Annotated in this window: 14 protein-coding genes; 7 read left to right on the forward strand and 7 right to left on the reverse strand. The window is 55.3% G+C overall.

Features of this window, described 5'->3' with window-relative positions:
- From AC01YT_RS06050 to hutU, 4 genes are all read right to left on the reverse strand, one after another.
- Positions 1 to 482: phosphoribosyltransferase (locus AC01YT_RS06050; protein ID WP_476673642.1), on the reverse strand; the 482-nt coding region annotated here is incomplete at its 3' end.
- 75 nt (positions 483 to 557) lie between these two features.
- On the reverse strand, positions 558 to 1454 hold the full coding sequence (locus AC01YT_RS06055; protein WP_476673644.1) for a hypothetical protein: 897 nt from the start codon (positions 1452 to 1454) through the stop codon (positions 558 to 560).
- Complete coding sequence (locus AC01YT_RS06060) at positions 1451 to 1810, reverse strand: hypothetical protein (protein ID WP_476673646.1); 360 nt, start codon at positions 1808 to 1810, stop codon at positions 1451 to 1453. Before AC01YT_RS06060 ends, AC01YT_RS06055 begins: the two co-directional genes overlap by 4 nt.
- 2 nt (positions 1811 to 1812) lie before the next feature.
- Positions 1813 to 3474, reverse strand: a complete 1662-nt coding sequence (hutU, locus tag AC01YT_RS06065) for a urocanate hydratase (protein ID WP_476673648.1) — start codon at positions 3472 to 3474, stop codon at positions 1813 to 1815.
- A gap of 107 nt (positions 3475 to 3581) precedes the next feature.
- On the opposite strand from hutU, the gene AC01YT_RS06070 reads away from it, so the two are divergent.
- From AC01YT_RS06070 to AC01YT_RS06085, 4 genes are read left to right on the forward strand one after another with little or no spacing between them, the layout of a single operon-like run.
- On the forward strand, positions 3582 to 4736 hold the full coding sequence (locus tag AC01YT_RS06070; RefSeq protein ID WP_476673650.1) for a tRNA-ribosyltransferase family protein: 1155 nt from the start codon (positions 3582 to 3584) through the stop codon (positions 4734 to 4736).
- Positions 4723 to 5550: a class I SAM-dependent methyltransferase gene (locus tag AC01YT_RS06075; RefSeq protein ID WP_476673652.1), complete on the forward strand. Its 828-nt coding sequence runs from the start codon at positions 4723 to 4725 to the stop codon at positions 5548 to 5550. The genes AC01YT_RS06070 and AC01YT_RS06075 overlap by 14 nt, the downstream gene beginning before the upstream one ends.
- Positions 5547 to 6368, forward strand: a complete 822-nt coding sequence (locus AC01YT_RS06080; RefSeq protein ID WP_476673654.1) for a class I SAM-dependent methyltransferase — start codon at positions 5547 to 5549, stop codon at positions 6366 to 6368. The genes AC01YT_RS06075 and AC01YT_RS06080 overlap by 4 nt, the downstream gene beginning before the upstream one ends.
- A complete protein-coding gene (locus AC01YT_RS06085; protein ID WP_476673656.1) occupies positions 6365 to 7864 on the forward strand; it encodes a hypothetical protein in 1500 nt (499 codons plus the stop codon). The genes AC01YT_RS06080 and AC01YT_RS06085 overlap by 4 nt, the downstream gene beginning before the upstream one ends.
- Here the strand turns inward: AC01YT_RS06085 and AC01YT_RS06090 are convergent.
- The gene (locus tag AC01YT_RS06090; protein WP_476673658.1) at positions 7861 to 8601 is read right to left on the reverse strand and encodes an RsmE family RNA methyltransferase; all 741 of its coding nucleotides are present in this window, start codon (positions 8599 to 8601) and stop codon (positions 7861 to 7863) included. The two genes, AC01YT_RS06085 and AC01YT_RS06090, sit on opposite strands and share 4 nt — an antisense overlap.
- 82 nt (positions 8602 to 8683) lie before the next feature.
- On the opposite strand from AC01YT_RS06090, the gene AC01YT_RS06095 reads away from it, so the two are divergent.
- On the forward strand, positions 8684 to 9409 hold the full coding sequence (locus AC01YT_RS06095; protein WP_476673659.1) for a queuosine precursor transporter: 726 nt from the start codon (positions 8684 to 8686) through the stop codon (positions 9407 to 9409).
- Here AC01YT_RS06095 and rsmI read toward each other — a convergent pair.
- Positions 9406 to 10122, reverse strand: a complete 717-nt coding sequence (rsmI, locus tag AC01YT_RS06100) for a 16S rRNA (cytidine(1402)-2'-O)-methyltransferase (RefSeq protein ID WP_476673661.1) — start codon at positions 10120 to 10122, stop codon at positions 9406 to 9408. The two genes, AC01YT_RS06095 and rsmI, sit on opposite strands and share 4 nt — an antisense overlap.
- A 106-nt stretch (positions 10123 to 10228) precedes the next feature.
- On the opposite strand from rsmI, the gene AC01YT_RS06105 reads away from it, so the two are divergent.
- Both AC01YT_RS06105 and AC01YT_RS06110 read left to right on the forward strand, forming a co-directional pair.
- Positions 10229 to 10921 carry an AzlC family ABC transporter permease gene (locus AC01YT_RS06105; RefSeq protein WP_476673663.1) on the forward strand — a complete coding sequence of 231 codons (693 nt, stop codon included), beginning with the start codon at positions 10229 to 10231 and terminating at the stop codon, positions 10919 to 10921.
- Positions 10918 to 11238 carry an AzlD domain-containing protein gene (locus tag AC01YT_RS06110; RefSeq protein WP_476673664.1) on the forward strand — a complete coding sequence of 107 codons (321 nt, stop codon included), beginning with the start codon at positions 10918 to 10920 and terminating at the stop codon, positions 11236 to 11238. Before AC01YT_RS06105 ends, AC01YT_RS06110 begins: the two co-directional genes overlap by 4 nt.
- Positions 11239 to 11265: 27 nt before the next feature.
- Here AC01YT_RS06110 and AC01YT_RS06115 read toward each other — a convergent pair.
- Positions 11266 to 11647 (reverse strand): LysM peptidoglycan-binding domain-containing protein (locus tag AC01YT_RS06115; RefSeq protein ID WP_476673666.1); only part of this gene is annotated, 382 nt, incomplete at its 5' end.

The following is an 11647-nucleotide window of genomic DNA, read 5'->3' on the forward strand; positions in this document are numbered from 1 at the left end:
ATCTCCCAGGGGTAGACGATGTAGGCATCCGTGATCGCCGCATAGTAATCCGGGCGAGCGGTGCCAAACAAACTACGGTAGGGGTTAAAGTGCAGGACGCAGGTATAAGGAATTCCCCCCGCGCCGGTGACGCGGTTCTTGACCGCGGTAATGGTGCGTCCTGACCCCCATACGTCATCTACAATCAGGATGCGGCGATTGCGCAGGAGATGATCTTCCGGAAACTGCAAGAATTTAGGCCAGGCCAAAAGGCGCGATTTGTCTTTATCTTTTTCCTTGAGATTCTCGTATTCAAGTTCGGCGGGAAAATCCACCGAAGCAGTGAGGATGATGCTCATTTTCAAAGCCTCGGCCAGTAAACCGCCCGGAATAATCCCGCCGTGGGTGATCATCACCATAGCGTCAAATTCAACTTCAAATTGAGGGATGAGGTGATCAATCAATTGTTCAACATCATTCCAGGTCAAAACCTCACGCCGCATGCCTGGCTCCCTGATCAAATGAGATAAAGATATCTTAAGTAGCGCCCTAATTATAGCCCTCTTTGAATGATCACATCACGGTTGACTGAACTCCAACCGCCAGCCACCGATGAAAGTTTGTCCATCGGGCGTTTTGCACTGAGGAGCTTGGAGGCCACGCACGGTCTCGCCGAAATCTCCGGCGCGGACATCGTATACGGTATCGGGTTCTAAAAAGGCATCTGCGTAGCCTGGGCTAATCGCTGGGTAGAAGCCGGTATAAAAAACGTTTTGACCGCTGCTCCAAAGCAGGACGATGGGCACACCAGCCAACGGCTGGCCGTTGCGATCGCTCACAAAAACCTGCAACAATCCTTGAGGAACGCCGGGTTCACACAATGAGCGTTGTTCAATCAACTTGAAAGGGGATTGAAAGGCTGTATTTGGCGTAGGTGAAGGGCGGGGCGTAAATGTTGGCCAGGGGGTAGGGGTTAATGTGGGTGAGGGGGATGGCGTGGGTGTGGCGATAGCCTGATTGAGGTCAAGCGTTGAAAGTGGCGGGGTTGAGACGGCACTCATCTCAAGAGTGGGGGCAGATATTGGCGGTGTGGATGGATTAGGTTGCTCTAACTCGGCGGCTAATTGGGCCAGCGCCCGCGCGGCATTCAAATTATTCCCCGCAGCCAGCCATTGTTGGGCTTGGCGGGATAGGATATCCTTTGCCTGATCACCATCGAGCAAATACAGGCGCTGACGTGCTCGCTCCAGATTGCCATTAGCCTGGTAAGCCTGTGCAATAAGCAGGCGGTAGACTGTTTTATAGGATTCGGCCAATGTGGCTGGAGCAGTATCCACGTACTGTAATGGGCTAACCACCCGCGCAATAAATATTCCTAGCAGTAGCCCCAGAATCAGGCCGGTAAGTAGATACAGCGGTGGTTGTGGCGGTGCCTCTGCGTGGAGATCGTCATCATCTAGTTCATTGAAGGTCATGGCATCTCTGTAACAGTAGGCACAGGGTGTGTTTGGAGGGCTTGGAAGAGCCGTGCCAGAGTTTCGATATCTTGCCGCGCATATCCTAATTGTTGGGCGGTTAGGATAGCCTCTTGGACACGGCGCAGGGGCGATTCGCCTAACAAGGCCAGGCGCTGAATGGCGGCGTCAGGATTGCCTTCGTGTTGGTATATTTCAGCAACCATAAGTACATAGTCAGCTCGATAATCCGCGCGCAGGCTGTCCGGTGAGGTATCGTTGGGCTGAGCAGCCAGGACACCCCATCCCAGGTATAACCCCAGGCCTAGTCCAATCGCCAAGGTAAACAGGAATCCCAGCAGACGCCAGATCCGCACGGCTAAGGGGTCTCCTTGAGCATGGGGATACGCAGACCATGGTGGCGGGCGGCGGCAATGGCTTCGGGATAGCCGGCGTCAGCGTGGCGTACGATGCCCATTCCCGGGTCGGTGGTCAGGACGCGCTCCAAGCGCCGTGCTGCTTCTGGCGTCCCATCGGCGACCACGACCATCCCGGCATGCTGGCTAAAACCAATTCCAACACCCCCACCGTGATGGAACGATACCCAGGTCGCGCCGGCAGCGGTATTGACCAGGGCATTAAGGATAGGCCAGTCAGAGATGGCATCACTACCGTCTCGCATGCCCTCGGTCTCGCGGTTGGGTGAGGCCACCGAACCGGCGTCCAAATGATCGCGCCCGATTACAATCGGGGCTTTGAGGATACCCTGGGCGACCATCTCGTTGAACTTGAGGCCAGCCTTGGCTCGTTCGCCATAGCCCAGCCAACAGATGCGCGCCGGTAATCCCTGGAAGGGCACTTTCTCCCGCGCCATGCGCAGCCAGCGGTGCAAATGTTCATCCTCGGGGAAGAGTTTCATGATCGCTTCATCGGTGCGGTAGATGTCTTCGGGGTCGCCGGAGAGCGCAACCCAACGGAAGGGGCCTTTGCCCTCGCAGAACAAAGGGCGAATATAGGCCGGAACAAATCCGGGGAAGTTGAACGCCTCTTTGACCCCCGCATCATAAGCACGCTGGCGTAGATTGTTGCCGTAATCAAACACCTCGGCGCCGCGCCGTTGAAATTCCAACATGGCCTCTACATGACGTGCCATGGAAGCCATTGCGCGGCGCTCATACTCACCGGGGTCTTTTACGCGTAATTCAGCGGCTTCTTCTACGCTTAACCCGCTGGGAATGTACATCAGGACGTCATGGGCAGGGGTCTGATCGGTGACTACGTCGGGGGTCACACCCCGCATGGCCAGTTCGGGGTAAATGTCAGCGGCATTCGCAATCAACCCAATTGAACGGGGGATATCTTTCTCCAGGCATTCTTCTACGCGCGTCATAGCCTCTTCCAGGTCGTTCACAACTTCGTCTACGTAACCGATTTCTAGGCGGCGGCGCGCACGGGCGGGGTCCACCTCCACAATTAAACCGACTCCCTCGTTCATGGTGATGGCTAGGGGTTGAGCGCCACCCATACCTCCTAAGCCGGCGGTGAGAACGAATTTGCCTTTCAATGAAGGCCAGCCCCGTTTGCGGGCAACTGCTGCCAGCGTTTCATAAGTGCCCTGGAGTATCCCTTGGGTGCCAATGTAAATCCATGAACCGGCGGTCATTTGACCGAACATCATCAGACCTTTGGCGACCAGTTCGTCAAAATGCTTCTGGGTAGCCCAATGGGGAACCAGGTTAGAATTGGCGATCAGCACACGGGGCGCATCAGGATGGGTCTTGAAAATCGCCACCGGCTTGCCCGATTGCACTAGCAAGGTCTCGTCGTTCTCAAGATCGCGCAAGCAGGCTAAAATGGCTTCGAAGGCTTCCCAGTTACGGGCAGCCTGCCCTCGTCCACCATAAACAACCAAATCCTGCGGGCGTTCGGCGACCTCGGGATCGAGGTTGTTCTGAATCATGCGGTAAGCAGCTTCAGTCTGCCAGGACTTACACGTGAGTTGGGTACCACGCGGGGCACGAACAACGCGCGGCTGAGCCATAATCCTACCTCCTGGAATTTCCGGACAGGTTTTTCCCAGCCCGATTAAGGTTAATTGAGGACATTACTCATTTTACATCAGAACCGAAAGAGCGCGTCAGGTCAACCTTGCCCTCTGAGCCATCTCAGGGCATAATCCAAACGATGCAAGATGCCCAGCCTAACGCTCTGAAATTAACACATGGCCGCTTGAGTTTTCCGGCCTTTCTGCCCGATGCTACCTGGGGGGTTGTACGGGGGGTAGATGCCACCGATTTAATGGCGATTGAGACCCCTGCCTTGATGATGAATACCTTCCACCTGGTGCAGAAGCCCGGGGCGATGGTGGTCAATGCCCTGGGTGGATTGCATCAAATGAGCGGTTGGTCCGGACCCATCTTTACTGACTCGGGAGGGTTTCAGGCCTACTCGCTGATCCAGCAACAACCCCAACGGGGAAAGATCACCGCCGAAGGGATTCATTATTTACCTGAGGGGCGTCAGCGTAAATTCCTTTTGACCCCTGAGAAGGTGGTGGAATGGCAACTGCGGTTTGGGAGTGATGTGATCTTTTGTCTGGATGTTTGCACCCATGTAGATGCACCCCTGTCGGCACAGCGTGAGGCAGTAGATCTAACGGTAGCCTGGGCACGGCGCAGCAAGGTGGCTTACCAGCGCTGGTGGGATTACCATTCCCCCAAGGACGGCAAACGACCCTTGATTTTCGCCATTATCCAAGGGGGCGGTTCGTTAGAATTGCGTCGCCAGTGTGCCGAGGCGTTGTTAGACATTGGCTTTGATGGCTTTGGCTTTGGGGGATGGCCACTGGATCGCCAAGGACGCTTGTTGACCGATATTCTGGCTTGGGTACGCGAGTGCGTGCCCCCGCAGTTTCCCTTGCATGCATTGGGCATTGGTCATCCGCAAAACCTGGTCCGTGGTTATCATTTGGGTTACGGGCTTTTCGATTGTGCTATGCCCACGCGTGATGCGCGCCATGGCCGACTGTATCGTTTTACATCCTGGCCCCCTCGACCCGATCCCGAGGATGGGTCTTGGTGGGAGTTTGTGCACATGGATAGTGATCGCCTGACACGCCAAGATCAGCCTATTTCGCCCTATTGTGATGCGTTGTGTTGCCGTCATTACAGCGCGGGTTACTTGCGCCATTTGTATCTTTTAGGAGATGGGCTTTATCAGCGCTTGGCAACGATCCACAACTTGCGTTTTATGCACCGATTAAGCGCGCTGCTCCGCCAAGGTGGGGAACATGACGCAGGATGAAGGATTACTTGAGGATGTGGTGCGGCAGGTCATGGCCTGTGAACGGTATCAGCACTTGGCGCAGGGGTTGATCAGAGCTTTGGCTCAGCAGGAACTGGCCAAGGGGCGTTCATCTCGCGAAGCCGTTAAGGCCGTGCGCAGTAAACTGCACCAAGTTGCGGCCTCGTATTTAGAACGACCGATAGATTACGCCGTTTGGCTGGAGCGATTGCGTTCACTTCCAGCAGAGCGGACACACCCCGAAGTGAAGGCATTTTGCCTGGAGATGATGCGTTTGCATGCTTCAACGCGTGAGCGCTTACCTTACCTGGAAGCATTCTATCAACAGACGTTGGCACCGGTCGGCCAAATCCATTCCCTGCTAGACCTTGCCAGTGGGTTAAATCCCCTAGCCATGCCCTGGCTTCCGCTGGCTGAGGGGGCAAGGATCGTTGCGTGGGAAATTTATGCCGACATGGTCGCGTTTCTCAACCACTTTTTTGGCCATTTGAATTTGGCGGGTCAGGCGGAGCAAAAAGACTTGACCTTAGCGGTTCCAGAAGAGCCGTTTCAAGTGGTTTTTCTGCTTAAAGCCATCCCCTGCTTGGAACAACTCGATAAATCACTGGGTCGGCGTTTGCTGGAAACGCTTCAAGCTGAGTATCTATTGGTCTCGTTCCCTACGTACAGCCTGGGTGGTCGTGGTAAGGGCATGCGGGTTAATTATGCCCGTCACTTTGAGGAATTGGTAGCGGATAAACCTTGGACAATTTGGCGTTTTGACTTTCCCACCGAACTGGCATTCCTGATCCGTAAAGGGAGACCAGTGCCATGAAGCCGGTGCAGGAAGAGCAGCGCTGGGTAGCGCAATTCGTTCAATGGGCGCGCCATTCTCCTAAATATCGCGCTTTGGATTTACCCGAAACGCTACTTACGGATATTATGACGCATGCTCTTAAGCGTTATACCAAACCTGCCCAGGCATTAACTGCAGCACGACGGATATTGCATCAAGTTGTTGCCCCTTATCTGGGTGATCCGGATTATTTTCAGGCGGTGCAGGCGTTAGAAAACGCGGCACGGCAAGGGGAAGAGGCTGTGCGTCAGGTTTGTTGGCACTTGCTCCAACAGCATGCCTCAACGCGTGAACGTCTGCCTTTTCTGGAGGCATTTTATCAACGCCTGTTCGGGGTAACCGGCGTGCCAGCCACGATCCTAGATTTGGCCTGTGGGCTGAATCCCCTGGCTTGGCCCTGGATGGGCTTGCCGCGCGAAATCCGCTACCTTGCCTTTGATATCCATAACCCTCGTGTACAGTTGATTCGCCGCTTCTTTGAATTGATGGGAATTCATGGCCAAGCCTTCCATCGGGATATTTTGGTTGAACCCCCTCGGGATCAGGCTGAGGTGGCTTTTTTCTTCAAGGAAATTCATCGCTTTGAGGAACGCCAGCCGGGGTGTGCGCGGCCTTTTCTCCGGGCAATCCCGGCGCGCTGGCTGCTGATCTCGCTTCCCACGCGCAGTTTGAGCCAAAAGCGTGATCTCTTACCCATCCACCGGCGGCTGATGAACCGCATCCTGAATGGGCTGGGTTGGAACGTGCAAGAAGTCCTGTTTGAGAACGAAGTGGTCTTCTGCGTGGATAAAGGATGAACGCAAAAAAAGCCTCGCCCACGACGGAACAAGTTCTGGAAGATGCCCTGGTGCGTTTACGCCCTTTGCTCTCGCCTCAGGAATGGCACGCCTTGCTGGCCGAACTAGAACGTCCGCCTGTTCCGGCAATCCGCATGAATCCCCTCAAGGCTGAACCCAAGGATGTTTATACCTGGGCAGGCTGGTATGGCTGGCGTTTAGAGCCAATCCCATTTTGTCCCATGGGGTGGTGGGTGGTGGAAGCCGCGACGCCGATCAGTCAGACCATTGAGCATCGCTTGGGATATTACTATATCCAAGAAGCGGCTTCCATGTTGCCAGTGGAGTTGTTTGACTTTCCCGCTGGTTCGCGCCCGCTGGTGCTGGACATGGCAGCGTCGCCTGGTGGTAAGACGACCCACCTGATCGCGCGCACGGAAGATCGCGGCTTAGTCTTGGCCAACGATTCTTCGCGGGATCGGTTGACGGCATTGCGCCTGGTTTTGCAATCTTGGGGCGCGATCAATGTTGCGGTGACGGGTTTCCCGGGGGAACATTGGGGTGGGTGGTATGCAGAAACCTTTGATGCCGTTTTGCTTGATGCACCGTGTAGTATGCAATCCCTGCGCCCATTGGAAAGCCACCCTATGCGTCCGATTACGCCTGGCGAACAGCGGCGCCTGGCACAGCGGCAGGTGGCATTACTACTCAGCGGCCTGAGGGCGCTCAAGGTGGGTGGTCAGATGGTGTATGCAACCTGCACGTTAGCCCCTGAAGAGGATGAGGGGGTTTTAGACCTTGCCTTGCGTCGCTATCCGGGGCTTTTTGAAATTGAATCGGTTGAAGATCATTTGCCGGCCCCTGCACCGGCTTTGGAATCTGTGCCGGGGTATACCTATCACCCTCAAGTGAAGCATGCAGTGCGACTGTGGCCGCATCGGTTTCATACGGCAGGATTTTTCGCCGCGCGGTTGCGCAAATTAGCGTCGTTTCCTGTTGAGGAAAAGCAGTTACCGCGGCCACGTCGCCGCGAATCATGGCGCTGGATGAAAGCGGCCGATGTTAACCAAGTCGCTGAAGCCTTTCGTGAGGCGTATGGGCTGGATTTGGAAGCCACCTTAGAAGCCCATCAGGCCGGGCTGATCCGGCGAAACGAAACGTTATACGCCGTCCCGCTTGCGTTTGAACGGCATTTTGGGGATTTGCCGGTGTTGAGCCTGGGCCTGGCGGTGGCCGAGGATTCCCCAGAGGGATGGGTGCCCACCCATGATTGGATCGTGCGCTTTGGGCGTTTTTGCACCCACGGGCGGGTACAACTTCCTTCTGACAGGGTTGCTTCTTGGCTTCAGGGTGAGGATGTTCCTTTTGTTCCTTCCCTGCCCCTGCCGTCAAATCGGGTGGTGATGGTTACGGATGAACGGGGGCGCATCCTGGGGCGAGGACGAGTATTGCGGGATCGCCTGAAAAACCTTCTCCCGCGGCGTTTAGTCTTACAACGCACCTCATTTGCAGTTTAGAGATCACCGAGTTCATGCAGGGTGAGCGCAGCGCCCACAATGGCCGCTGTTTCCATGCGTAGAATTCGAGTGCCCAACGAACAGGTTATCCACCCCGCTTCTTGCGCTTGAGTTACCTCGTCTAGGCTCAGCCCCCCTTCAGGTCCGATCATCAATGCCACTTGCCGGGGTGGCGCCGGCAGATGATGAAGGATTTGCCGCAATCCATTTTGGGTTTCAATTTCCCATGCCACAAGGCAGAGCGTTGGGCCTGGCCAGGGATAATGTAGGGCTTGAGGCAGTTCAAGCGGGAGATGCACTTCTGGGATGCGCCCGCGCCCGCATTGTTCTGCTGCCTCTTGCACAATGCGCTGCCAGCGGGCATATTTATTGTGTGCGGCTTCAATCTCACGCACCAAGGTGCGACGGGTGATCAGGGGAATAAAGGCACTCACGCCGACCTCGGTACCTTTTTGTAGCACCCATTCGAATTTCTCCCGTTGGGTCAGACCGATAAAAAGGGTCAGATGCGTTTTGGGTTCACCGGTGAGGGGAATTTCATCCAGGATGATGCCGGTTACGGTGGCAGGCCGAATATCTTCCAGCCGGACCCGAAATGCCTGTCCGCCGTTGTTGAGGACGATAACCTCGTGGCCGGGGCGCAGGCGTAGGACAGCGTGAATCTGATGCGCAGTCTCGGCAGGAAAGCGAACATGGGACTTGCCAATGTTTTCCGGGGGGAGGAAAAAGCGGTGCATGCGAATTTGTTCGGGAGGAATTTCGGTTACTTGGATTATACTTGGAGCGCGATTTTTGTTGGCCGGTTTCAGGAGTAGATTGATGAAACAAACGAACGGTGAGCGTTCCTATCGGTATCTGGATCTGATTACGGCGCTTTTCGTGACCGTGCTCATTGTGAGTAATATCGCTTCATCCGCTAAGATTGTGGATTGGGGTATCTCAATCTTCGGCGTGCGCCTGGCATTTGATGCCGGAACGTTGCTCTTCCCGATTAGTTACATTTTCGGCGACGTCCTGACCGAAGTCTATGGCTTTCGCCGTTCACGTCGTGTCATCTGGACCGGTTTTGCCATGCTAGGATTGAGCGCATTGATGTTCTGGATCATCCGTGGGTTGCCCGGAGAGACCACTTGGGAGCAGTATGCCGGCCAGCGGGCTTATGATGCAATTCTGGGTGGAATGTTTACAGGCGGGATCGTTGTTGCTAGTCTCGTCGCTTACCTGGCCGGTGAATTTAGTAATTCCATTGTCCTGGCGCGCATGAAAGTGCTGACGCGGGGGCGTTGGTTGTGGACGCGCACCATCGGCAGTACGTTGGTAGGGGAAGGGGTGGATACGGCGGTGTTTATTCTGGTCGCGACTCTTACGGGTGTTTTTCCGTGGTCGCTTTTTGGTACCTTGGTGTTGACCAACTATCTGTTCAAAGTGGGGGTTGAGGTAGCGATGACCCCGCTAACCTACCAGGTCGTCAATGCACTCAAACGGGCAGAGCACGAGGATTATTATGATATTCACACCCGCTTTAACCCGTTTGCGCTGACCTAGGATGTGGATTCATCCGTGGGATCACTTGTTTTTGAAGCCGTACCGGCATAGCCCTTGCCGGCAATGACTACGACATACTCACCGCGCAGAGGTTCGGTCTCAAAACGGGCTTTAAGTTCCGAAAGGCTGCCGCGGTAAATGGTTTCGAACATCTTGGTGAGATCGTTAGCAATGGCTGCGGGTCGGTCACCGTAGACAGCCAAAGCATCGTCCAAAAATTCCCGCAGGCGATAGGGGCTCTCGTAGAAGATCAGTGTATGCGGGCTGTCGCGATCCACGTCCAGGAAACGCCGGCGCGCGTTGGGTTTACGCGGTGGAAAACCGCGAAAAGTAAAGGAATGCACTGGTAAACCCGAGAGGATCAGGGCAGGAATGAGTGCGGTTGGTCCAGGGATGGCCGTGATGGGAATATTAGCGGCAATGGCTGCGCGCACCAACGTATAACCGGGGTCGGAGATGCCCGGCGTACCGGCGTCGGTGACTAGGGCTAAAGATTTTCTCTCTTGTAGCAGGTGGATCAAGCGAGGGAGGACCTTTTTCTCGTTTTCTTCACGGAACGAGATTTGGGGTTTGTGAATATCGAAGTGTTTCAGCAACACGCTGGTGCGCCGCGTGTCCTCGCTGATCACGTAATCTACTTGACGCAGGGTGTCCAATGCGCGGTATGAGATATCGCCTAGGTTGCCGATAGGGGTGGAGACCAGGTAAAGCATGACGTTGCTCAATTCAAATTGTATCTCAAATCCTTAGACTGCGGTTGAGCGCGGGTATAATACGCGCCTATAGGGAAACCGCAGCCGATCATGAAGGAGGACAGCGATGCAGAAGCCAAAACCGTGGGCACGCTTTTGGGCTGGGGTGCGCAGTGAAGTGCCTCTTCTTTTGGGGGTAGTACCGTTTGGGATGATTTACGGGGTTTTGGCGTTGCAGGCAGGGCTATCGCCTCTCCAGGCGCAGGTGATGTCGAGCGTTGTGTTTGCCGGCTCGGCTCAGTTCATGACTGTGCAGTTGATCGCCAGTCTCGCCCCGGCACTGGTGATTGTCTTGACCGGCTTTGTGATCAACCTGCGCCATCTGCTTTACAGCGCTTCAGTAGCGCCCTGGGTGCAGGGATTGTCTTTGCGCTGGAAAGCGCTCTTGTCTTATTTGCTGACCGATGAGGCCTATGCGGTGGCAATTATAAATTACCGCCAGAATGGGCAGCGGGGTGGCGAGCACTGGTTCTTCCTGGGAGCGGGGCTGGCTCTTTGGGCAACCTGGCAAGTCAGCACGGCCGTGGGTGTCCTGCTGGGGGCGGTCATCCCGTCATCCTGGGGATTGGACTTTGCCTTACCATTGACATTTATCGCGCTGGTGGTTCCCGGTCTGCGCCACCGGGCTGATGGGCTAACGGCACTGGCTGCTGGAGGATTGGCCGTGGTGTTGATGGGGTTGCCGTTTAAACTGGGGCTGGTGTTCTCCAGCCTGATGGCGATTGGGGTGGGCTTATGGCTGGAAGGGCGGACACAATGATCTGGGGTATAATCTTCATCCTGGGGGGATTAACTTATCTGATCCGTTTAGCGTTTATTGTGCTGTGGGGGCAGTTGAGATTGCCAGCATGGGTACAACGGGCGCTTTACTTTGTCCCGGTGGCCGTGCTCAGCGCCATCATCACCCCAGAACTGGTGACCTATGATCAGCATCTCGCCCTTTCATTCTCTAATCCGCGCTTACTGGCCGGAGCCGTAGCGGTTGGTGTGGCGTATCGCACCCGTAATGTCTTCCTGACCATTCTGGTAGGGATGGTGGCCTACTGGCTGTTGCGATGGTTATTACCTGGTGCATAAGCACGGCAAATCACCGAAGGGCCGTTGTTATGGTTGGGGTGTTGCCGGGGTGGGAAGCGTGGCTTGACCAAAAGGCGGTTGCCCACCCGGGATAAAGAGTTCTTTGCCCGGCACAAGCGAGGCATCGGGGTTTTGGGGATCGAGATCGTTTGCTGCCCAATTCACAATATCTTCTGCGTTGACCCCGTAGGTTTGGGCAATTTGCTCCAACGTATCTCCGGATTGCCAAATATAGAAGTAACCATCTACCGGCGGGATGCGCAAGACCATCCCGGCCTTGAGGCGGTGGGGATTATCATGAAGTTGGGCTTGGTTAGCCCATAAGATGGTTTCTGCGCGCAACCCAAATCGTTCGGCAATGCTAAAAATGGTCTCTTCAGGCTGGACGGTGTAGGTGAGGAATGTGGGG

It is taken from the genome of Thermanaerothrix sp. (assembly GCF_056331585.1).

What these genes read in the sequence shown, in the direction of transcription:
- AC01YT_RS06055 (WP_476673644.1), bottom strand. Translation starts at nt 1,454, where the DNA reads ATGACCTTCAATGAACTAGATGATGACGATCTCCACGCAGAGGCACCG.
- hutU (WP_476673648.1), bottom strand. Translation starts at nt 3,474, where the DNA reads ATGGCTCAGCCGCGCGTTGTTCGTGCCCCGCGTGGTACCCAACTCACG.
- AC01YT_RS06075 (WP_476673652.1), top strand. Translation starts at nt 4,723, where the DNA reads ATGACGCAGGATGAAGGATTACTTGAGGATGTGGTGCGGCAGGTCATG.
- AC01YT_RS06080 (WP_476673654.1), top strand. Translation starts at nt 5,547, where the DNA reads ATGAAGCCGGTGCAGGAAGAGCAGCGCTGGGTAGCGCAATTCGTTCAA.
- AC01YT_RS06085 (WP_476673656.1), top strand. Translation starts at nt 6,365, where the DNA reads ATGAACGCAAAAAAAGCCTCGCCCACGACGGAACAAGTTCTGGAAGAT.
- AC01YT_RS06090 (WP_476673658.1), bottom strand. Translation starts at nt 8,601, where the DNA reads ATGCACCGCTTTTTCCTCCCCCCGGAAAACATTGGCAAGTCCCATGTT.
- AC01YT_RS06095 (WP_476673659.1), top strand. Translation starts at nt 8,684, where the DNA reads ATGAAACAAACGAACGGTGAGCGTTCCTATCGGTATCTGGATCTGATT.
- rsmI (WP_476673661.1), bottom strand. Translation starts at nt 10,122, where the DNA reads ATGCTTTACCTGGTCTCCACCCCTATCGGCAACCTAGGCGATATCTCA.
- AC01YT_RS06105 (WP_476673663.1), top strand. Translation starts at nt 10,229, where the DNA reads ATGCAGAAGCCAAAACCGTGGGCACGCTTTTGGGCTGGGGTGCGCAGT.
- AC01YT_RS06110 (WP_476673664.1), top strand. Translation starts at nt 10,918, where the DNA reads ATGATCTGGGGTATAATCTTCATCCTGGGGGGATTAACTTATCTGATC.